This window comes from Clostridium nigeriense, from assembly GCF_900086595.1.
GTDB classification, from domain to species: domain Bacteria; phylum Bacillota; class Clostridia; order Clostridiales; family Clostridiaceae; genus Clostridium; species Clostridium nigeriense.
In genome coordinates this window covers 1,904,533-1,927,520 of the sequence record NZ_LT575472.1, presented here as the reverse complement: position 1 = coordinate 1,927,520, position 22,988 = coordinate 1,904,533, and the positions used below count along the sequence as shown (strand labels likewise).

The following is a 22,988-nucleotide window of genomic DNA, read 5'->3' as shown; positions in this document are numbered from 1 at the left end:
ACCTATTATTAAATTACTAAATTTTAAAAATATAGTAATTTAATAGTTAAATTTTCAGCTATAATGAACTTTGTTCAGTATGATTATGAAAAACTATATAAAATCAAGTTTTTTGATGATAATATTAAAAATTTCAACCTATTTAAGGTTTGATGTTTTTTAATATTAGTAGTATTCTTTTAATATAATAAATGATAATCATTATCAGAGGAGTGTTAATATGAATAATTTAATGATGGAAATTAGAAATAAAAGTAATGTGTTACATAAAGCTGCTGAAAGTTCAGGCTTTACTTATAGATTACTTAATAAAAATGCTACTGTAGAAAGCTACTCTGAATACATTTACAATTTAGCTTATGTTTATGAATCTATTGAATATAACTTAGACAAATTTAAGGACCTAGAGGATATAAAACCTTTTGTAACACCTGAAATTTATAGATCTTCTTCTATAAGAAAAGATGTCAAAGTACTTTCTAATAATAAAGATATAGATATCCTTCCTTCTACATTAGCATACGTAAATAGAATAAATTCTATAGTGGAAATAAATCCCAAATTCATTATAGCCCATGCTTATACAAGATTTTTAGCAGATTTATTTGGTGGAAGAATATTTTATTCTTTATTAAAAGAACATTATAAAATTAGCGATGACGCTTTAAATTATTATGTTTATGAAAACTTAGATGATATGAGGGAATACGTTATGAAATATCATAATATGCTAAATTCCTTAAACCTTAATGAAAACGAAAAAGAAGAATTCATTTTAGAAATATGTAATTCTTATATTTATAATCTTGCTATATCAAGTGAATTGGATGCAAAATTATTTTAAACTAATAACGGCTGCCTATAGGTAGCCGTATAAAATATCTCTCATAGAATTTTGTATTTTAAATATAATATATAATAGTATCTTTAGATTTTTTATAATTATCAACTAAATCTTCTAAAGTTATATTTGTAAAATAATCATTTATTATTGTATTTATATCTTTCCATAAATTTTTATTTACAAAGTCTTCTAGTTCATTTTCTTCTTTATCATTCAAATCTATAAAAATACTATCTCCTTCTAGAACTTTTAATATTTCCATTATAGTTAATTCGCTTATATTTTTCCCTAAGCTATACCCACCTTGAGCTCCTTTTCTCCCTACTATTATTCCAGCTTTTCTAAGCAATGAGAATATTTGCTCTAAATATCTTTCCGAAATATTTTGTCTTTCTGAAATAGCCTTAATACTCACATTTTCAGAATCCATATTAATAGCTAGGTCAATTAAAGCCCTTAATCCATATCTCCCTTTGGTTGAAATTTTCACTTAATCACCTTTTTCTATTTATTATATATTTAATAATAAAAGTCATCACTAGAAATAGCAATGACTTCTTAAAATTTATTTATACAAATCAGTTGATAAATATCTTTCTCCTGTATCAGGTAATATTACAATTATATTTTTCCCTTTATTTTCTTCCCTATTTGCTAATTCTGTTGCTGCAACTATTGCCGCTCCTGATGATATTCCTACCAATAAACCCTCTGTTCTTGCTAAATCCTTTGAAGCTTTAAAAGCATCTTCATTTTCAACTTTTATTACTTCATCAATAATTGAAATATTTAAATTCTTCGGTATAAATCCTGCTCCAATTCCTTGAAGTTTATGAGGTCCAGGTTTTCCTCCTGAAATAACTGGTGAATTAGTTGGCTCTACTGCTACAACCTTAACATCACTTTTTCTTGATTTTAAAACTTCTCCTATACCTGTTAAAGTTCCTCCTGTTCCAACTCCAGCTACTACTATATCAACTTCACCATCGGTATCATTCCATATTTCTTCTGCAGTTGTTACTCTATGAATTTCAGGATTTGCTGGATTTTCAAATTGTTGAAGTATAATAGAATTTTCTATTGATGCCTTTAACTCATTAGCCTTTGCAATAGCACCCTTCATTCCTTCTGCTCCTGGAGTTAAAACTAATTCAGCTCCTAAAGCTTTTAAAAGATTTCTTCTTTCTATGCTCATAGTTTCTGGCATAGTCAAAATTAATCTATATCCTTTTGCTGCTGATATATATGCTAATGCAATTCCAGTATTACCACTAGTAGGTTCAATAATAACTGAATCCTTATTTAATAATCCATCTCTTTCTGCAGCTTCTATCATCCCAAAACCAATTCTATCTTTTACGCTTCCACCTGGATTAAAGTATTCAAGTTTTGCAATTATAGTACCTAAAGTATTTTTTTCTTTATTATAATTTGATAATTCTAATAATGGCGTCTTTCCTATTAATTGAACTAAACTATTTGCTATTTTCATATTAACCTCTCCTTTTATTCCTACTATTCCGATATGTTTATTTCTTAATAATATAATACTCTATTATTAACCATTTGTGAATACCTTTTTTTAAAATAATAAAAAAACTTGCATCATTAGATACAAGTTTTTTCTACTAATTTTCATCCTTAACTGCACTTAAAAATAATTTGAAAAAGTTAAACAATACAAAAGCTATTATTCCTGTTGTTATATAAAGCTGCAATCCTGATATTTCTTTTATTAAATTACCTATTACCTCATATCCCATATCAGATAAATAAGCTGACATTCTTATAGATGCTAAAGTGCCTATTGCCATTGGGAAGGTTAAAGCTGCAAAACTTGGCGAAAATTTAAAGGAAAAAAATCTAGGTAGCTTGTACAATATAAATAAAAACGTAATTATTACTAAAAAGTATAAAGTATATAATAAAAACTTATTAGGATTCTTAGTAACACTTAAATAGCAAACAACACACAAGCTAGAAGGCGCTAATAAAATAGCTTGGGAATGATAAAAAGCATCCTTTAATGGTAATTTTATTAATCTAATTACCATAAATGGTAAAATCAATATTAAAACCAATATACCATAATATAACACTATTTTATTTATTATTGGCTCTTTCATAGCTGATCCTACTACTACGGAAACCATTATACCATTGTATGTAACAAACCATGTAGGGATAAATGTTTCTTTGTTAACTCCGTTTATAACATTTTTATATGTAAATATTATTATATGTATAGTATGTAAAGCTAAACCAATGCTCCATAATGCTTTCCCAATTAAATTATTATAGTCAAAATAATAAGATCCTAAAATCATCGTTACCATAGTAAATCCTGCATATAGACTTGCCGGTACTGTATTATAATATTCTTTTTTACAAGTTTCTGTAAATGCTAAAATTTTAACCAAGTAAATTAATAAAATAGAAGTAGCTAACCACATTGTTAAATGTCTTATTAGTCCATATCCTAAGTTAGAGTAAATATTAGATAATGTTGCTGCTCCAACCATAGTAGGCAATAATGGAACTGGTATATTTTCTGTCTTTCTTAATAAATTGTTATTCATTTTTCCTCCCGACTCAATTTAGTAACTTAAACTTTAATTTAATCTTATGATTGCTTGTTAATTTTTTCACTTAAGTTGATATTATAATTTCTCCAAATAAGATTGCACTTTAATTATACTCCTTAAAAATATAAATTCTGTGATAATAATCACAGAATTTATATTTTATATTAATATTTAAACAAAAAACTATAATTATGAATAACATTCATATAATAAATTTATTAAACCTCTTTATAACTTTTAAATAATAAATATACAAACTTATATAAAACATAAGCTATAATTGTAGTGGTTATATATATTTGAAATCCACTAATCTCTTTTATAATATAAGCTATAGTGCTATGACCTATACTGTCAAAATATGAAGATGCTTTTATTGATGCTACTATTGCTATAGCCATGGGGAATGTTAATCCAGCAAATCCCGGAGTAAAGGTATAAGAAAAAAATCTAGGTAACATATATAAAATAAATATCAAAGTCAAAAAAATAATTGTATAGAAAATATAAATAATTATCTTATTTGGATTCTCAATAAAATTTAAATAAGTTACTAAACAAAGACTAGATGGTGCTATTAATATGGCTTGAGTATGAAATAAAGCATCATTTAGACTTTCTTTTCTTAATCTTTTAATCATGAAAGGTAAAATTAATATAAAAGCTACTATACCATAATACACTACTATTTTCCCTATAAAAGGTTCATTCATAGGTTTTCCTACTACAGCAGAAACCATTATTCCGTTATATGTAACAAACCAACTTGGTACAAAGGTTTCTTTCTTAATCCCTGGAACTACATTTCTATAAGTAAAGACTACTATATGAATTGCATGTAATACTAAACCTATATACCATAATGCTTTTCCAATAAAATTATTATATGTAAAATAATACGAACCTAGAATCATTAATATCATTGTAAATCCAGCATATAAACTTGCTGGAACTGTATTGCTATATTCACTTTTACAAGTATCAAAATATAAAGTGATTTTAATTATATATGCTATTAATATAATTGTTGCTACCCACATAGTTATATGCCTTATCCAATCATACCCTAGTATTTGGTATACATTTGACAATGTAGCTGCTCCTACCATAGTTGGCAAAATTGGTACAGGCATATTCTTAATTTTTTTTAAAATAGATTTTGACTCCATAAGCTCACCTACTTTATTAATAAACAAATTCTAAGTTTTGAGTTTCATTAAAGAAATCAGAATAATCTATATCAAATAATGGTTTTTTCACCCTATTAACATTTATTTTTTCTTTTATTAGTTGGGTTAATACACCTACATAAGATAGATCACCTTGAATTATTGCTCCATATATTGCTCCATCCTTATAAATAATTTTCTTATAATCCTTCCCATCAATATCAATAATTTCTTCATATGTATCATCAGGTTTTGTAACTATTCCAAGAGACATAGTTGCTAAGCCACAAAAATTCATTGTATTTTTACTTCCAAAAAAATCTTCCATATATGTTTCCTTACCAATCATATTATTAGCTGCTATTATCCCTTCTTTAACTGCTGTTGGCCAAATTGGATTTCTTCCTGTTATATCACCAGCTCCATATACATCCTTAACGTTTGTTTCTCCTTTCTCATTTATGATTAATCCAAATTTATCACATTCTATTCCACTATCCTTTAAAAAGCCTATATTAGATCTTACTCCTGCGCATGCAATTATCAGTTCACAAGGAATTTCTTCCTCAGTATTTAACTTTATAGATATTGGATTATTATTATCATCTACTATAACTTTTTCAGCTCTTACTCCAAATTTCAAATTTACCCCTTCTTTTATTAGTCTTTCTTCATATGCACTTGCTGCATATTTATCTAATTGCAACGGAAGCAATCTATCTCCCATTTCTATTAATGTTATATTAACATCGTAATCCAATAAACCTGCTAAGGCATCTACCCCAACAAGGCCTGCTCCCAGGATTGCTATATTTTTTACCTTTGTTGCCATTTCCTTTATTTTTATTACATCATCTAAATTTCTAAGCCCAATAACATTATTGGCACTTCTTAAATTTTCTATTGGAGGTAAAAATGATGATGATCCCGCTGCAAGTAAAACTTTGTCATAGCTTACATTTTCACTATTATCTAAAGTAAGCCTTTTTTCTTTTACATCTATTCCAACTACTTCTCTTCCCTTAATCCAATTTATTTTATACATCTCAAAAAAATTGTCAGGTGTAAAGTCTAAATCATCTATTTCTCTTCGTCCATCTAGAAAATGATGCAAAATACATCTTGAATAAACATATGTATCTTTTGAAACTAATGTTATCTCACATTCTTTATTAAATTGTCTAAGAGTTCTTGCTGCATTTATACCTGAAGCTGATGCTCCAACAATAACATACTTCATTATTCCTTTACCTCCTCTAATGTTAAAGCTCCCATAGGACATTTATCTACACATTGAGGATATTTACTTTCTGTAGATAAACACATGTCACATTTCATTACTTCTCTATTGGTTTGATAATCCATCTTTAGCACGCCATATGGACATGCCATTATACACATATAACAAGTTGCACATCTACTTTTATCATAAATAACATATCCGCTTTCATCATCTCTTCTCATAGCTCCAGTTGGACATGCATATACACATTCAGGCCTTGTGCAATGTCTACAATATATAGGGGCATATCTTCCTTCACTGTTTATTACTATTCTTCCTCTTGTATCTCTACATCCATGAGAAACCTTACAAGCAGTAGTACAAGTTAAACACCCAATACATTTTTTTCTATCAATTTTAATTCTTTTCATGATTATCACCTTTTATCTTTTCTATTTTAACTGGAGTGTACTTATAATTAGGTTCTTTTGAATATGTATCAAAAACAGAAGGTAATATTGAGTTTGCCTCAATATAGTGCATAGGAGCATAAAGATGATTCTTTTTAACAGTTCTACTTAACTTAACTAAAAAACTATTTTTAATTCCATTAGGTGAGCTTACTCTAACTACATCATTTTCTTTTATGTCAAGCTCCTCTGCTAAGTCAGTATTTAAATTTATATATCCTCCCTTTACAATTATTGCTTCTACATCAGAAATTTCTCTTGTTCTTGTTTGTGTATGCCATTGTCCTACAGTGGCTCTACCAGTATTAAGAATATATGGATACTCTTCATTTATTTCATATGGTGGATTCATAATTTCTTCATATATGAACTTAGCCTTTTTGTTAGGAGTAAAGAATTTTTTGTCTTCGAATAATCTTCTTTGCTCTTCATTAATTTTTTCCCCTTCTCTACATGGCCATTGTATTCCCTTTGAACCATTCAAAGCATCATAGTCAACTCCTGTAATATCACAAGGCATTCCTTTAGAACATTCTTTTAATATTTCAAAAGCATCTTTAGGTGTTTTCCATTTGTCTAATAATTCTCCCATTCCTAAAGCTTTTCCTATCCCAAGCATAATATCATAATCAGTTAATTCATCTTTTTTCTTTTCTAAAACAGGTTGAACCTTAGATAATCTTCTTTCAGTATTAATAATAACTCCTTGTTTTTTTAGCCCATTTGTTGAAGGTAATATTAAGTGAGCATATCTTGCAGTTTCTGTATCTGAATAAATATCTTGAACAGCTAAAAATTCAAGTTTTTTAGCAGCCTCTTTAAATTCTAAATCATTAATCCAAGAAACTAATGGATTAGTGGCTAAAACCCATAAAGCTTTAATTTTTCCCTTGTTAATCCCTTCAACTATTTCGTTATATGGTATAGTTGGCTTTTTAGGCAATAGAGATTCCTCTATATTTAAAGCATCTGCTACTGCTTTTCTTCTGTTCACATCACTATATTCACCACCACCATATAAGCCAGTTGTATTACTAAAAAGTCTTGAACCCATTGCATTACATTGACCTGTTATAGAATTGGCACCTGTACCAGGTTTCCCTATATTTCCTGTCATTAAGGCTAAATTAATTACTGCTTGTGCCGTTCTTACAGCTTGAAAGCCTTGATTTACTCCCATTGTCCACCAAAAAGAAACCCTTTCTCCATTATGAATTATTTCTGCAAGTTCCAAAACTCTCCCCTTAGATATTCCTGTATATTCTTCTACATCATTAATATCATATTTTTTTACATGATTTTTAAAACCTTCAAAATCCTCTGTACTACTATTTATAAATTCTTCATCAATCCAACCTTTTTCAATTAATACATTAGCTAAAGTATATAATAATCTTATATCTGACTTTGGCTTAATATCTATCCACATATCAGATCTTGCAACAGTTTCGCTTTTCCTTGGATCTATTACTATTACTTTTTTATTCTTATTCTTATTTTTTGTAACCCTACTCCACAATATAGGATGAGCAACTATAGGATTACACCCTATAAAAATCATAACATCTGAATGTTCTAAATCATCTAGTGTATATGGTGGTGCATCAAAACCAAAACTTTGTTTATATGCTACTACCGCTGTAGCCATACATAATCTAGTATTACCATCACCGTTTCCACCTAAAAATGTTCTTCCTATATGCCCAGCTAACGCCATTTCTTCACTTAGAAGCTGACCAGTACTTAAAAAAGCAAAACTTTCTTTTCCATACTTATTTTGAATGTTTTTTACTTTTTCTGCAAAAATATTAAAAGCCTTATCCCAAGAAATATGCTCTAATTCCCCATCTGCTCTTCTTAACAATGGTAATACAGGATTCTCATATAATGTATTTTGTTTATCTAAATTTAGTCCCTTTACACAACAAAAACCTTTATTAACTGGATAATCTTCTGATGGTTTAACTCTTTCAATAAAACCATTATCATCAACATGAAAATCAAAATTACAAGCTATAGAACAGTAATTACAAGTAGATCGCACAACCTTCATAATTATATCTCCTTTATTTTCTTATGCTTTTTATAATTAGTATTACTAGTATTTACTTTCTATATTCATTTATCCCCTAATAAAAAATGCTAGCAATACTTTTAAGTACTGCTAGCATTTTTTATAATAATTTTATAACGTAAATACTTTCTTATCATTTTCTAATAAAATACATTGATCTCCAACTTTTACTTTTCCACCTCTTAGAACTTTCGTAAATATTCCATTTTTAGGCATTATACATTCTCCAACTTGATAGTAAATCGCACACTTATCATGGCATTCTTTACCAATTTGGGTTACTTCTAATAAAGTTTCACCAACTTCTAATCTTTGGCCCACAGGTAATTTGTTTAATTCAATACCTTCAATTACTAAATTTTCTCCAAAAGCACCAAAATCAACATTTCCACCTTTTTTTCTAAATTCATCTATTTTTTCGAAGGCTAATAAGCTAACTTGTCTATGCCATTTTCCTGCATGAGCATCTCCCTCGATTCCAAAGTCTTCAATAAAATTTGCTTCATTAACTTCTTTCTTTAAAGTTCCCTTATGCTTACTTGTACAAACAGCTAATACCTTACACATACCTTTATCCTCCAATTTGATTCATAAACTTTAATTCTTTATCTTCACTCTTTTTCATAAACAAATGTTTTTCCGGTTTATTATAAATATTATTCTTAATAACATTTAAAATTTCTTCTTCTGAAGCTCCATTTCTAAGTATTTTCTTTAAATCAATACCATAATTAAAATGAAGACATTGCTTTAAAAAACCTTCTGAAGTAAGTCTAATCCTATTACAATCTTCACAAAAACAATTGCTAATTGCACTTATAAAACCTATTTTTCCTTTTCCATTCTTTAACCTAATATAAGAGGCTGGTCCCCCATCTTTATCTCTTCTTATCTCTTCTAAATCACCATAGTTACTTTTTATTAAACTTAATATATCTTCGTTGCTAATCCCTTTAAATTTACTCCCAACTCCAATTGGCATAAGTTCTATAAATCTTACATCTATATTTTTACTGCGAGTAAGATTTACAAAATCTAATATTTCATTATCATTTTTGTCCTTTATCATAACTGTATTTAATTTAACTTTGATTCCAAGTTCTAAACATTTGTCTATGGCAGATAGAACCTTTTTTAAAATTCCTAGTCTAGTTAGACTCTGGAACATTTCTTCTTTCAAAGAATCTAAACTAATATTTACACCCTTTAATCCAGCCTTTTTTAAAGCTTCCACTTTTTCTTCTAACAAAATACCATTTGTTGTTAAATAAATTCCCTCTATACCTTTGATATCATTTATTCCTTCCATTAGCTCTACAATATCTTTTCTAACTAAAGGTTCTCCACCAGTAAGTCTTATTTTTTTAACTCCAAGTTTTGCAGATGCAGACACTATTTTCAAAATTTCTTCCTTTGTTAGCTTATCTTCTTCTTGAAAGAAAGTATTTCCTTCTTCCTCCATACAATATATACATCTTAAGTTACATCTATCTGTAATGGAAATTCTTAAATAGTCTATTTCTCTTCCATATTTATCCTTCATATTATTTATAGAGTTTTCTCATGAAAGTTAAACTCTCCACTCTTACCTCCTGTTTTTTTAAGTAAATGTGTTCCTTCTATTACCATTCTCTTATCTACAGCCTTGCACATATCATATATAGTTAAAGCTGCTACAGTTGCTGCAGTTAAAGCTTCCATTTCAACTCCAGTTTTATCAACTATCTTAACAGTTGATTTAATTTCAATACAGCATTCTTTATCATTTATTTCAAAATCTATATTACAACTAGAAATCATGAGAGGATGACACATTGGTATAAGATTCGATGTTTGTTTACTAGCCATTATACCAGCCACTCTTGCAACTCCTAAAACATCTCCCTTTCCTATCTTTCCAAGTCTTATAAGCTCTAATGTTTCTTTACTTACTTTTATTCTAGAAACTGCAATAGCAACTCTTTCTGTTTTATTTTTCTCAGAAACATCTACCATTCTTGCATTTCCACTATTATCGAAATGAGTTAATTTATTATCCATAATACCTCCTATTTTCCAAAAGAACAATGTGGGAATGTACAAACTTTACAATCTAAGCATAACCCGCCATGTCCATATTCTGCTATATCTGCTAAGCTTAATCTCTCATCTGCTAAAACCCTAGGTAAAACTAAATCTAAAACAGTTCTTTTTGAATACATAGCACAGCTTGGCACTCCAAGAATCGGTATATTATTATAATATGCTAATAAAAACATAGCTCCTGGTAAAACTGGTGAACCATAAGTAACTAACTCTCCGCCACATTCTTTAATTGCAGTTGGTGTTACATCATCTGGATCAACAGACATTCCTCCAGTACAAATTATCATATCTACTTTTTCATCAAAGCCCTTTCTTATTTCTTCAATAATTTTTTCCTTTGAATCTGGTAAAATTACTTGTCTAACAACTTCACTTCCATAATAACCAAGCTTTGATTTAATTACAGGTAAAAAAGCATCTTTAATTCTACCACTATATACTTCATTTCCTGTAGTTATTAGTAAACATTTTTTTTGCTTAATTTCTTCAATATAAATAATCTTGTTTTTTATAAGCTCTTCTGCTTTAATAATTTTTTCTTCTTCTATTATCAATGGAATAACTCTTGTAGCCCCTATTTTTTCACCTTTTCTTATAGGAGTATTATTATGTAATGTTGATACTATAATTTCACCTAAGGTGTTTAACTTAAATAATTCATCCTTATCTACTTTTAAGACACCATCTCTATCCGCAAAAAAATCTACTTTTCCTTCTTTTATTTCTTCAGACCTAGCTATACCTTCTCCAGTAACTAAATTAGCTAACCTAATTGCTGCATCATTTTCATGTAATTGCCCTTCCTCTGGCTCCCATACATAGATGTGCTCTTTTCCTATAGATAAAAACTTTTCTATATCTTCATCTTTAATTATATGACCCTTTTTAAATAATCTTCCTTTAAATTCCCCTGGAATTATTTGAGTAACATCATGAGATAAAATGCATCCTACTGAATCATATACACTTATCATCTTCATATATAAACATCTCCTAAATCTTTATTATTTTCTTGCACATTCCTTTTGTTCACCTAACAAAATCCCAATACCATGCTTTAATTCTTCTAATACAAAGTCTAAAGCTTCTTCACAGGCCTTAGGACTTCCAGGCAAATTCACTATTAATGTATTTCCTCTAATTCCAGATACAGCCCTAGATAACATTGCTCTTTTAGTAATCTGCATACTAAGCATTCTTATAGCCTCACATATTCCTGGAGCTTCTCTCTCAATTACTTCCTTAGTAGCTTCTGGTGTTATATCTCTTTTTGAAAATCCAGTCCCACCTGTGCTTAAAATTAAGTTTACCTTTAATTCATCACTCATATAAATAAATTCTTTCTTTAACATTTCCTTTTCATCTGGCAATACCACTTGCCTTTTAACTTCAAAACCTACTTCTTCTAATATCTTCTTAATAACAGCTCCACTTTTATCTTCTCTTTCTCCTGAGTATCCCTTGTCACTACTAGTAACTATTCCAACAGTATACATTAAATCTCCTCCAAAAGTTCATATTCTTTTCTAGTATTTATATTTGAAAATTTATCTTCTCTTAAGGCTTCATAAGCTTTATTATCTATAACTTTATAATTCGTAGATAATATAAATTTTTGTAATTTATTTTCCTCATTAATTAATGCCTTTTCAATTTTAGGTATTAAGCATTTAGAATAAATTGCACACATAGGTTGTAATCTACCATTAATTTTAGGTATTAAAACCTCATAATCCTCTTTAAAACTTCCAATAATATTTAAAACATCATTTGAAATTAAAGGCATATCACAAGCAATACAAAGAACTTTATCATACTTTGAATTTTTTAAGGCTGAATGTATTCCCCCTAAAGGTCCTTTATCTAAATAAATATCACTGTAAATCTTTAACCTAAGGTCTTTATATCCTTCATTACTATTAGCAATTATTATTTTTTCACGGAAATTACCTCCAGCATTTATTATATTTTCAATAAAAGTTTTTTCTTTATATATCAGTAAAGCCTTATTATTATAATTCATTCTACTACTTTTACCACCTGCTAAAATCGCCAATGTTTTATCAATCATAGTAAACTCCTAAAGTTTTATAATCTTAACTAAATCTCCTTGAACTTTTTCTTCATTATTTGCAGTAATCTCAATTATACAATTAGAGTTTACTGCTGAACTAAGTATTCCATTACCAGACTTTTTTTGAGTTATATAAACGTATTGCTTTGAGTTTTCTATTTTATAGTAACCTCTTAAAAATCTATGTTTAAATGCTTTCTTTATTAATCCCTCTGCTAATATTGCTTCCTCTCTTCTTATTTTTATTTCACTTAACCCTGAAAGTTTTTCAAGGGAAGTCTTTACTAATAATTCAAAGGTGGTTAATGCAGCTGTAGGATTTCCTGATAAGCTTATTACTATAGAGTTATTAACCTTACTAAATAAAACGGCTGATCCAGGCTTAATCATAATTTTCCAAAAAAAGCTTTCTCCAGTAGTAACATTAATAGCAGCCTTTAATAAATCTTTTTCTCCAACTGAAACTCCACCTGTTGTAATTATTAAATCTAAATCTTTTGAAAATTCTTCTATAAACTTACCTATTTCATTATAATCATCATTTACATGATGAATTTTATTTACTTCATAACCAAGTTCTAATAGTCTTGATATTATTGAATACTTATTGCTATTATATATTTTTCCTTCACTTAATTCATTACCTAAGTCCATTACTTCATCACCGGTACTTATAAATCCTATCTTAGGTTTTTTAAATACCTTTATTTTACTAATACCAGCACTAGCTAATATTCCTATATCTGCATAATCTAATTTTTTATTAGAATTAATAAGCAAATCTCCTAAAGTAATGTCTTCTCCTTTAATGCAAATGTTTTCTTTTTCTTTTATTTCTTTTCTAATAATTATATGATTGCCCTCTTGAATTATATCTTCTTGCTTTATTACAGCATTTGCTCCTTCAGGTATTGGAGCTCCTGTCATAATTTTAATAGCTGTATTTTTACTAATAAAATTACTACTAATTCCACCAGCAAAGACCTTATCAATAACTTTTACCTTATTATTAATAAATGAATCTTCAGCCCTTAATGCATATCCATCCATAGCAGACTTATTAAAAGGAGGATTATTAATTGGTGAATAAATACTTTCACTTGTAATTCTATTTAATCCCTTTAATAAATCTACTTCTTCAACTTCTAAGGATTTTACTTTTTCATTTAAAATATCTATAGCTTCATCTAAAGAAACAAAGGATCTCATTATTTCCTCCTAAAGAAAAAAGCTTATTATTAACACATTGGTAAATAATAAGCTTAAATTTAAATATATTAATTGCTATGCAGCATTAAATAAGTCTAAGAAATTTATATCTCAAACATATATTCAAACCAACTTATTTTCCTTCCCAAAACGTGGAGATATTATCTTTTCAGATATATACCCTGTGAATTTAAAATTCAGGTATAAGTGTCATAGATTACCCTTAGATCACCTATACTCCAGAAAATTTTATTGATTATTATTAAATTTTATATTCCTCTTCTTTCAAAATTAAATCTACTATTTTTTTAAAATCATTCTTTTTTATAACTATAATATCTTCAAAAAATAACTCCTCATCACTAACTATAGCAATTAAATTTTCTTTTGATGAAATTAATTTTTTGCTAAAGTCTTTTCTATATATTTCAAATTTTCTTAAGTTGCTATTTTTATAACCTTCAACTAAAATTACATCCTTATCTTTAGCAAAACTAAGAAGTTCATTCAAAGGAACTTCTTCCTTTACTTCTTTAATTAAAGCCATTCTTTTATTTGAAGATATTATAACAGTCTCTGAACCTGCTTTCCTATGTCTATAAGTATCTTTACCTTCTTTATCAATATCAAATCCATGCACGTCATGCTTAATTGTTGCAACACTAAGCCCTCTTTTTTTAAGCTCTTTTATTACACCTTCCATAACAATGGTCTTACCTACATTTGATTTTTCTCCAATTATATTTACTACTATCGACATAATCCTTATCCTTTAGCTTTAATATAAATACTATATGAAATATTTTCTATATTTATATTATAATACTTTTTTATATTTTAACAATTAAAATTAATTTAATACAAAAATTTATTTTGATTGTTATTTATAGCTAAATTCAAAATTCTTTTCTAAATTAAAGAAATCAGCATAATCTATATCAAAAATATTTTTAGTTACTTTGGATATATCAATCTTTTCCTTTATTAATTGTGTTAATACACCTGTGTAAGATAAATCCCCTTGAATTATAGCACCGTATATCTTGCCATCTTTATGAATTATCTTCTTATAATTATTTTCTTCAACCTTTATCTCAACTTTGTAGCTTTCATCCTTTGGTTCTATATCTCCTAATGACATAGTTGCAACTCCCACAAAGTTCATTGTATTTTTGCTACCAAAGAAATCTGTCATTACCATTTCTTTATCTAACATATTATGAGCTGCTATTATACCTTCTTTTACTGCTGTTGGCCATATTGGATTTCTACCAGTAACATCACCAGCTCCATATATATCTTCAATATTAGTTTTTCCCTTTTCATCTATTATTAAACCAAATCTATCACATTCAACATTACTATCGGCTAAGAATGCAATATTAGATCTAACACCAGTTGCTACTATTACTAATTCGCACGGTACTTCTTCTCCTGTGTTTAATAATAAAGACTTAGGATTTTTTTCTTCATCAAGTATTAATTTTTCTGCTTTAACTCCAAGCTTTAAATTAACTCCATTTTCTTTGAATTTATTTTCATATATTGAAGATGCATATTTATCTAGTTGTATAGGAAGTACTTTGTCTCCCATTTCTACTAATGAAATATTTACTCCAGTACCTATAAGTCCACTTACAGCATCTATTCCAACAAGTCCAGCCCCTAAAACAACGACATTTTTCACTTTAGCAGCCTCTTCTTTTATTAAAATTGCATCCTCTAAATTTCTAAGTCCTACTACATTTTTACCTTCTCTCAATCCCTCAACTGGAGGTATGAAAGCCGATGCTCCACTACAAATCATTACTTTATCATATTTTATATCTTCACCATTTGAAAGATTTAATAATTTTTCTTCATCATTTAAAGAAATAACTTCTACGCCTTTTATCCAATTAATATTATATTCTTCAAAGAAATTTTTAGATGTAAAATCTAATTTTTCAATATTTCTATGTCCTGATATATAATGGTGCAAGATACATCTTGAATATACTTCTGTATCCTTTGAAACTAATATAATTTCAGCATCCTTATCTAGCTCTCTTAAAGTTTTTACACCGCTAATTCCAGCAGCAGATGCTCCTATAACTACATATCTCATTAATTAAGCACCTCCTCTAAAGTAATAGCTCCCATAGGACATTTTTCAACACATTGTGGAGTACCTACATCTTTACATCCATCACATTTCATTATCTCAGTTTGAGTTTTGCTATCTGGCTTTAATACTCCATAAGGACAAGCCATTACACACATATAACAGCTTGCACAACGATTTTTATCATAAGTAACTAGGCCTGTGTTTTTATCCTTAGACATTGCCCCTGACATACAAGTATAAACACACTCTGGTCTATCACAATGTCTACAAAATATTGGAGCATATTTCCCATTGCTATCTATAGTTATTCTACTCCTTGTATCATCTGAATTATGAGAAACTATACAAGCTGTAGTACATGTTAAACAACCAACACATTTAGATCTATCTATCTTAATTCTATTCATTTATCAAGTCTCCTACATTTTAGAAATATTTACTGCAACAGTTTTAAAAGATGGTTCCTTAGAATAAGGGTCATAAACTGATGGAGTAAGTGAATTTGTTTCAATATAGTGCATAGGTGCATATATTTGATCTTTCTTTACATTTTCTGAATACATAATATTAAATTCGCTGGTATTTCCATTTTGTGAAGTTATTTTTACTCTTTCATTTTCTTCTATATTTAATTCCTTAGCTAGTTCTGGATTCATTAGAACATATGATACTTGACTATAAATCTTGTTATGCTCTATTTCTCTAGATCTAACTTGTGTATGCCATTGGCCAACACTACCTCTACCTGTATTAAGTATATATGGATAATCATTTGAAGTCTTAGTTGGGTTTTCTCTTACATCTTCAAATAATATCTTTGCCTTTTTCGATGGAGTGTAGTAGTTACCATCTTCGAATAATCTTCTTTCATCATCTTCTAGTGCTTCACCTTCTCTAAATGGCCATTGAATTCCTTTTGAACCACTTATATCTTCACCTTCTAACATTTCGTAAGTAACACCAGTTATATCACAAGGCATCCCTTTAGAGCACTTCTTTAATAACTCAAATGCATCTTTTGGAGTTTTCCAATTATCTAGTAGACTTCCCATACCTAGTCCTTCTCCAATTTTATAGAATATTTCATAATCTGAAAGTTCTCCTTCTTCTTTTTCTATAACTGGATTAACCTTTGATAATCTACGTTCAGTATTTATAAGTACTCCTTCTTTTTTAATTCCTGGAACAGAAGGTAAATATAAATCGCAAAGCTTAGCAGTGTCTGTATCTTCATATATATCTTGTACTACTAAGAAGTCTAAATTATCTACAGCTTTCTTAAACTCTTCATTATTACTGAAAGAATGTCTTGGATTTGTACATATTACCCATAACCCTTTAATTTCACCTGAAATAGCCTTTTCTATTATTTCGTTATAAGGAATTGTTGCTTTAGTTGCAAGAACTTCTTCTTTTACCCCTAATGCTTCTGATACAGCTTTTCTTCTTACAGGGTTATCAAAATCTCCACCACCATAAAGTCCAGCAGTATTACTAAAGGCTCTTGATCCCATAGCATTACATTGTCCTGTTAATGAGTTAGCTCCTGTCCCTGGTCTTCCAATATTTCCAGTAATTAAAGCTAAGTTTATAATAGATTGAGCTGTTCTAACTGCCTCATATCCTTGGTTTACACCCATAGTCCACCAAAATGATACTCTTTTACCATTATGTATTATTTTTGCTAATTCAAGAACTCTTTCTTTAGAAATTCCTGTTTTTTCTTCAACATCTTCTAAAGTAAATTTAGATACATGAGACTTAAATTCTTCAAAGCCTTCTGTATGCTCTTCAATATATTTTTCATCAATCCAGTTATTTTTAATTAACACATTTGCTAAAGTGTATAATAAAACTAAGTCAGCCTTTGGTTTTATATCTATCCATACATGAGAATTTATTGCTGTTTCTGATTTTCTTGGATCTATAGTTATAATTTTAGCTTCTTTATTTTTTCTAACTCTTCCCCAGAAAACAGGATGAGCAATTACAGGATTTGCTCCAATAAAAATTATTGTATCAGATAACTCAGCATCCTTTAATGTATATGGAGGAGCATCAAATCCAAAACTTTGTTTATGTGCTACTACTGATGTAGCCATACACAATCTTGTATTTCCGTCTCCAGGCATTCCAAGATAATTTCTTCCCACATGCCCAAGCAAAGCCATTTCTTCAGTTGTCATTTGTCCAGTACTAATATATGCAACACTTTCTTTTCCATATTTATTTTGTATATTAGTTATTTTTTCTACAAAAGTTTTTATTCCAACTTCCCAAGATACCTCTTTCATTTCTCCATTTTCATCTCTTAACAAAGGAGATTTTCTTGCTTTTATTTTAGTTTGCTGCTTATCTAAATTTAATCCCTTTATACAACAAAAACCTTGATTAACTGGGTAATCCTTATTAGGAAGTACTTTTTTAATTTCTCCACCTTCCACATAAAAATCTAAATTACATGCTAAAGCACATATATTACAAGTTGATTGAATTTTTTTCATATAATTTACATCTCCACTTCTAGTATTAGAAATTATTTCACATTATCTTTATTTTAACACTTATTAAAATTGTAAACTGTGATAATAATCACAATTTAATTAAATTGTTAATTAAATAACAAAAGGAGTTATTATAAACAACTCCTTTTATAAACTCTTCAATTTTTATTATCTAGTAGAATCTAATCTATATTTACTATTTTCTTTTCAACAGGTTCATTTTTCAATAAAATAAATTCATTTACAAATTCTTTTACTTCATTTATATCATGACTAATTATTATGGCTGTTTTATTATTTTCTTCAAAGTATGTTTTTAAATACTTTATTAAATTCTCTTTATTATCCTTGTCTAGACCTTTGAAAGGCTCATCCATTATAAATATATCACCACTGTATAGTATAGCTCTTGCTATACTAACTCTTTGTTTCATTCCACCACTTAATTCACTTGGAAATAAATTTTCAATACCATTTAAATTTACCTTATCCAATATTTCTTTTATATATTTTTTTCTTTCTTCTTTATCATATTTATTCTTTATAACTAAATCTAAATTTTTATAAACATTCTTCCAAGGTATAAGCCTACTTTCCTGATAAGTTACACTTATTTTATAACCCTTTAACAAAAGCTCATCCTTTATATGTTTAATTAATGTAGTTTTTCCTACTCCTGATTCTCCCATTATAAAATTAATAGAATTTTTTTTAAACTCTATAGAAAAATCTTTATATAATTCTTTTTCATCGAAGGATATATTTATATTATCAAAATTAATCAACTATATATCTCCCGCCTTTTAAAATTTTATTTGTTAATAATAAAATTATTTTATCAGTTATAAAGCATAAGATTGCAACAATAATTATCCAAGAAAATAGTCCTGCTGTATTAAAATTAATTTTTTCCCCTTGTATGGCTGTTCCAATTCCATAGCTTGGCTGTCCAAATACTTCCCCAGCTATAACAACTTTAAAAACTAATGAAAATGTTGATGTTGCAATTTGAGAAATACTTATTAAAATAGATTGAATATATAGATTTAATAGTATTCCAATAAAATTTACATTAAAAGAATTCATCATCTCATATAAATCCTTATTAGAATTTAAAATTGAATTCACAGTACTTTCATATAAAATTGGAAATGCAATTACTATTCCTATTAAATAAGGTGCATAGTTTTTATTTAACCAAATTAATGCAATAAGAATAAAAGCAATAGTTGGTATAGATTTTAAAATTGAATTTATAGGATAAAAAAAGTTGTAAAATATCTTATTAAAACTTGAAGCAATTCCTAACAAAACTGCTATTAGTAAAGAAATAAAAAAACTAATTATTCCTCTTAATAATGAATAACCTATATTTTTAATAAAATCACTTTTAGCCACTATATATATTAATTCTTTTAAGACTTCACTTAATTTAGGTAAATAAATAGAATTATTTATATAAGTAGATAATACTCCCCATGTGATAATAATTGTAAGTATGGATATAAAAATAAGTTTTTTATCCTTCATAGAAGAATTTTTCATCTGGTAATTTCTCTCCTATTGATTTTTGATTTTCTTTTTCTAAAACTTTATAATAGTCCATATAATCTTCTTTATTTTCTCTTGCCTTTATAAAAGTTATATTACTACTTTTTATGGACTTTTCTAATATAGTTTCTTCTACCTGTGAGCCATTTTCTATAGAAAACTTTGAAGCCTCACTATTATTTTCATTTACCCAATTAATTGAATTAGAAATTTCTTCAACTAACTTATTTATAAAATCTTTATTATCTTTTATAAGATCTTCTTTAACAATTAAACTAGCTTGAGGAAATCCATTATCACTGTTAAAGCTTTCTTTCCATAAATTATTTAAACTAGATATTATTTTTATATTAGGATTTTTGTTTAATATTGTTGTTAATGCCGGTTCTGGAACTACTGCATACTTTGCTTTCCCACCTAAAATAGCTGGTGCTAATTCTGTAGCGCCTCCAACATAGCTTAATGTAACATCTTCTATATTATTTTCCTTTAAAAGCGCTTTAAATACTATATCTGGAGTTAATCCACTTCCAATATTATATACTTCTTTTCCTCTTAAATCTTCAAATGCTATTTCTCCTTCAGTTGATACTAGATATAAAGCTCCTAATCCTGTTGTTCCTACTAACTTGTATCCTAATCCCTTATTATAAGCTTGAAGAGCTAAATTAGATGGAACTATTGCAATATCTGGTTCGCCCTTCATTACAGCTGTAGCTAAAGTATCTGATGTATTTTCAATAGAATAATTAATATTATATTTATTATCAACTTGAACATTTTCCTTTATCATTTTAGATATTGCCGTAGCTGGAACACCATTTGGAGCAATAAAAGATACTTCTGTTTTTACAACATTGCCTTCTTCTTTCTTATCACATCCTACAATAGCTAATGTCATAAAAATTGATAAAAATAAACTTAATACAATTTTACTATTCTTTTTCATATTATCCCCTCCTATTTATTCCATTATATCATCTTTATAATATTTATAAAATAATTTAAGAAAAACCAAACAACATTATAGGTTATTAAATAACTTATAATAAGTTATTTATATTGACTTTACTTAAGGTTGTATTTATAATATATTTATAGTAAATGAAAGGATTGAGAATATGATAGAAAGTAAATTAGATTTATTAATAAGAAATAGCAATGCTTTGGAGCATGCTAAGTCGAGTTTAGGAATGGGGACCTTTAAAAAATGTAATGCATTAAATTTAACATTACGAGATATTGTAGCTGATATAGATAATATTAATAAATGCATTGATTTAATAAAATTCAATTCAAGTATTTTTTCTAACTTTAGAGGAAATAATTTATTAACTACTGCTGTTAATTTATCAATTCAAGATAATCCTGAAGAAAGCTTTAAAGAATTAATGATAATATATGAAAAACTAAAAAATCGTTTCTTTACAAATCAATTTTTAGTGTTAGCTGCTCAAATAATTTATAGCTACAGGGGAAGTAATGATATTGATACCTTAGTTAAAAATACTAGAATATCTTACGACTTTATGAAGGAAAATCATATTTTTTTAACTAGTCAAGAAGATATATGCTCCGCTGCTTTAATTGCAACAACTTCAAATAACTTAACAAAAACCTTTGATGATATGGAGAGATGTTATACTATTTTAAAAAATAATGGTTTTTGGGCTGGTAATAACCTTCAATCTTTAACTCATATACTTTCACTTTTTGAAGGTTCTTCTGATGAAAAATGTAATAAAGTAATTGATTTAGATAAAACATTAAGAAAGTATTCAATTCCTTTAAAAGGATACTCATTACCAATATTGGGTGCTGCAGCTCTAACAAATAATAACTATGAGAACTTTGCTAAAGAACTAATTTCAGTTAATAACTTATTAAAAAAGCAACGTGGTTTTGGAATTTTTTCTTTAAGCTCAGTTGTAAGAAATATGATATGTGCCTCCTTAATTTCATTAGAAGAAATAGAAGCTAGTAATTCTTCTATTAAAGATAAGGTCATTGAAACAACAAATAGTATATCTTTAAATGTAGTTCTTATTATGCAAATAGCAGCTGCTACTGCTGCAAGTGCTGCCGCGGCCTCTGCTGCTAGCAATTAAATTTAAAGCCTTAAAGTTTAATTTATAAATTTTAAGGCTTTTGTCATTCCATCTTCTCCTATTAATGTGTTTTCAAATACACATTTTGCATTTTCTATAAAATCCTTTGGTTCGTTTATTGATGGACTAAAATGGGTCAGTATTAATTCAGTTACATTTCCTTTATAAGCTAAAGTTGCTGCTTCTTTAAAGGTCATATGTTTATTTTTAATTGCTTTATTTATATCTTCATCCCTTCCATAAGTTCCTTCACATACAAACAAATCACTATTTTTTATCAAATCTACTATTTCATCCTTTGGTCTTGTATCTGTAATATAACTTAGTTTTATCCCTTTTCTTTCATCTCCTAAAACCATAGAACTATCATAAATTATCCCATTAAGTTCAACCGTCTCTTCCCTTTGAAATTTACTCCATAGTTCTTTTGGAACCTTCATTTCTAAAGCTTTTTCTAAATTAAACTTTCTTCTTCTTTTAAAATATAAGCTATATCCTAAACAAGGAGATGAATGATCAAGTTCTTCAGTGTCTAAAATAAAATCACATCTATCATTATTACTTAATTCTATTAGCTCTTTATTTATTACAAACTCTAATTTTTTTGGATTTTCTATTACTTTTAATTCATAAGGCAAATATTTAAATAAAACACTAAGACCTTTTATAACTTCAGTTATTCCACTAGGACCAATAAGGATTAAAGGAGTTTTTCTTTCACTATTTCCTATCGTAGAAAGTAGACCTGTTAATCCAACAATATGATCTCCATGAGCATGAGTTATTAGTATTATATCTATGGATTTAAAACCAAGTTTATTTTTTCTTATTGCTACTTGTGTTCCTTCTCCCGCATCTATTAATATCTTTCTCCCATTAACATTAATAAAAAGGGATGATAGATGTCTATTGGGCATAGGCATTCCACCACCACATCCAAGTAAAGTTAAATCTATCATAGTTCACCCCTATCTGTACTAAAGCAC

At 28.0% G+C, this 22,988-nt stretch carries 24 protein-coding genes and 1 riboswitch; of the genes, 2 read left to right on the top strand and 22 right to left on the bottom strand.

Features of this window, described 5'->3' with window-relative positions; all coding sequences use genetic code 11:
* Positions 1-220 precede the first annotated feature (220 nt).
* Positions 221-844 (top strand): biliverdin-producing heme oxygenase, encoded by a 624-nt coding sequence (locus tag BN6774_RS09175; RefSeq protein WP_066892874.1) that lies wholly within the window; start codon positions 221-223, stop codon positions 842-844.
* Between the two features lie 58 nt (positions 845-902).
* Here BN6774_RS09175 and BN6774_RS09170 read toward each other — a convergent pair whose 3' ends face one another.
* The 21 genes from BN6774_RS09170 to BN6774_RS09070 all read right to left on the bottom strand — a co-directional run bounded on the left by BN6774_RS09170 (position 903) and on the right by BN6774_RS09070 (position 20,843).
* On the bottom strand, positions 903-1,334 hold the full coding sequence (locus BN6774_RS09170) for an RrF2 family transcriptional regulator (RefSeq protein WP_066892872.1): 432 nt from the start codon (positions 1,332-1,334) through the stop codon (positions 903-905).
* Positions 1,335-1,409: 75 nt separating this feature from the next.
* Positions 1,410-2,336, bottom strand: a complete 927-nt coding sequence (cysK, locus tag BN6774_RS09165) for a cysteine synthase A (protein WP_066892870.1) — start codon at positions 2,334-2,336, stop codon at positions 1,410-1,412.
* Positions 2,337-2,472: 136 nt separating this feature from the next.
* Positions 2,473-3,423: a TDT family transporter gene (locus BN6774_RS09160; protein WP_066892868.1), complete on the bottom strand. Its 951-nt coding sequence runs from the start codon at positions 3,421-3,423 to the stop codon at positions 2,473-2,475.
* 224 nt (positions 3,424-3,647) lie between these two features.
* Entirely contained in the window at positions 3,648-4,598 is a 951-nt protein-coding gene (locus tag BN6774_RS09155; RefSeq protein ID WP_066892866.1) for a TDT family transporter, read from the bottom strand.
* A gap of 16 nt (positions 4,599-4,614) precedes the next feature.
* Positions 4,615-5,838, bottom strand: coding sequence for an NAD(P)/FAD-dependent oxidoreductase (locus BN6774_RS09150; RefSeq protein ID WP_066892864.1), 1,224 nt, complete (start codon positions 5,836-5,838; stop codon positions 4,615-4,617).
* Entirely contained in the window at positions 5,838-6,251 is a 414-nt protein-coding gene (locus BN6774_RS09145) for a 4Fe-4S dicluster domain-containing protein (RefSeq protein ID WP_066892862.1), read from the bottom strand. The genes BN6774_RS09150 and BN6774_RS09145 overlap by 1 nt, the downstream gene beginning before the upstream one ends.
* Positions 6,238-8,343 (bottom strand): molybdopterin oxidoreductase family protein, encoded by a 2,106-nt coding sequence (locus tag BN6774_RS09140; RefSeq protein WP_066892860.1) that lies wholly within the window; start codon positions 8,341-8,343, stop codon positions 6,238-6,240. The genes BN6774_RS09145 and BN6774_RS09140 overlap by 14 nt, the downstream gene beginning before the upstream one ends.
* 132 nt (positions 8,344-8,475) lie before the next feature.
* Positions 8,476-8,931, bottom strand: coding sequence for an MOSC domain-containing protein (locus tag BN6774_RS09135; protein ID WP_066892858.1), 456 nt, complete (start codon positions 8,929-8,931; stop codon positions 8,476-8,478).
* A gap of 4 nt (positions 8,932-8,935) precedes the next feature.
* Positions 8,936-9,907 carry a GTP 3',8-cyclase MoaA gene (gene moaA / locus BN6774_RS09130; RefSeq protein ID WP_066892856.1) on the bottom strand — a complete coding sequence of 324 codons (972 nt, stop codon included), beginning with the start codon at positions 9,905-9,907 and terminating at the stop codon, positions 8,936-8,938.
* A 5-nt stretch (positions 9,908-9,912) separates the two neighbouring features.
* Complete coding sequence (moaC, locus tag BN6774_RS09125; RefSeq protein WP_066892854.1) at positions 9,913-10,404, bottom strand: cyclic pyranopterin monophosphate synthase MoaC; 492 nt, start codon at positions 10,402-10,404, stop codon at positions 9,913-9,915.
* Between the two features lie 8 nt (positions 10,405-10,412).
* Positions 10,413-11,429, bottom strand: a complete 1,017-nt coding sequence (locus tag BN6774_RS09120) for a molybdopterin-binding protein (protein ID WP_066892852.1) — start codon at positions 11,427-11,429, stop codon at positions 10,413-10,415.
* Positions 11,430-11,453: 24 nt separating this feature from the next.
* Positions 11,454-11,945: a MogA/MoaB family molybdenum cofactor biosynthesis protein gene (locus BN6774_RS09115; protein WP_066892850.1), complete on the bottom strand. Its 492-nt coding sequence runs from the start codon at positions 11,943-11,945 to the stop codon at positions 11,454-11,456.
* Positions 11,945-12,520 carry a molybdenum cofactor guanylyltransferase gene (locus tag BN6774_RS09110; RefSeq protein ID WP_066892848.1) on the bottom strand — a complete coding sequence of 192 codons (576 nt, stop codon included), beginning with the start codon at positions 12,518-12,520 and terminating at the stop codon, positions 11,945-11,947. The genes BN6774_RS09115 and BN6774_RS09110 overlap by 1 nt, the downstream gene beginning before the upstream one ends.
* 9 nt (positions 12,521-12,529) lie before the next feature.
* Positions 12,530-13,732, bottom strand: a complete 1,203-nt coding sequence (locus BN6774_RS09105) for a molybdopterin molybdotransferase MoeA (protein ID WP_066892847.1) — start codon at positions 13,730-13,732, stop codon at positions 12,530-12,532.
* A 122-nt stretch (positions 13,733-13,854) separates the two neighbouring features.
* A riboswitch (molybdenum cofactor riboswitch) is annotated at positions 13,855-13,989 on the bottom strand.
* Positions 13,990-13,994: 5 nt separating this feature from the next.
* A complete protein-coding gene (gene mobB / locus BN6774_RS09100) occupies positions 13,995-14,492 on the bottom strand; it encodes a molybdopterin-guanine dinucleotide biosynthesis protein B (RefSeq protein WP_066892845.1) in 498 nt (165 codons plus the stop codon).
* Positions 14,493-14,612: 120 nt separating this feature from the next.
* Positions 14,613-15,839: an NAD(P)/FAD-dependent oxidoreductase gene (locus BN6774_RS09095; protein WP_066892844.1), complete on the bottom strand. Its 1,227-nt coding sequence runs from the start codon at positions 15,837-15,839 to the stop codon at positions 14,613-14,615.
* Positions 15,839-16,246 (bottom strand): 4Fe-4S dicluster domain-containing protein, encoded by a 408-nt coding sequence (locus BN6774_RS09090; protein WP_066892840.1) that lies wholly within the window; start codon positions 16,244-16,246, stop codon positions 15,839-15,841. Before BN6774_RS09090 ends, BN6774_RS09095 begins: the two co-directional genes overlap by 1 nt.
* Positions 16,247-16,258: 12 nt before the next feature.
* Positions 16,259-18,343: a molybdopterin oxidoreductase family protein gene (locus BN6774_RS09085; protein ID WP_066892838.1), complete on the bottom strand. Its 2,085-nt coding sequence runs from the start codon at positions 18,341-18,343 to the stop codon at positions 16,259-16,261.
* 182 nt (positions 18,344-18,525) lie between these two features.
* Positions 18,526-19,128: an ATP-binding cassette domain-containing protein gene (locus tag BN6774_RS09080; RefSeq protein ID WP_066892836.1), complete on the bottom strand. Its 603-nt coding sequence runs from the start codon at positions 19,126-19,128 to the stop codon at positions 18,526-18,528.
* On the bottom strand, positions 19,121-19,888 hold the full coding sequence (locus tag BN6774_RS09075; protein ID WP_066892834.1) for an ABC transporter permease: 768 nt from the start codon (positions 19,886-19,888) through the stop codon (positions 19,121-19,123). Before BN6774_RS09075 ends, BN6774_RS09080 begins: the two co-directional genes overlap by 8 nt.
* Entirely contained in the window at positions 19,863-20,843 is a 981-nt protein-coding gene (locus BN6774_RS09070; protein ID WP_066892832.1) for an MqnA/MqnD/SBP family protein, read from the bottom strand. Before BN6774_RS09070 ends, BN6774_RS09075 begins: the two co-directional genes overlap by 26 nt.
* 172 nt (positions 20,844-21,015) lie before the next feature.
* On the opposite strand from BN6774_RS09070, the gene BN6774_RS09065 reads away from it, so the two are divergent.
* Positions 21,016-22,002 carry a DUF4003 family protein gene (locus BN6774_RS09065; protein ID WP_066892830.1) on the top strand — a complete coding sequence of 329 codons (987 nt, stop codon included), beginning with the start codon at positions 21,016-21,018 and terminating at the stop codon, positions 22,000-22,002.
* 17 nt (positions 22,003-22,019) lie between these two features.
* Here the strand turns inward: BN6774_RS09065 and BN6774_RS09060 are convergent, their stop codons facing one another.
* Positions 22,020-22,961 carry a ribonuclease Z gene (locus BN6774_RS09060; RefSeq protein ID WP_066892828.1) on the bottom strand — a complete coding sequence of 314 codons (942 nt, stop codon included), beginning with the start codon at positions 22,959-22,961 and terminating at the stop codon, positions 22,020-22,022.
* Positions 22,962-22,988 lie beyond the last annotated feature (27 nt).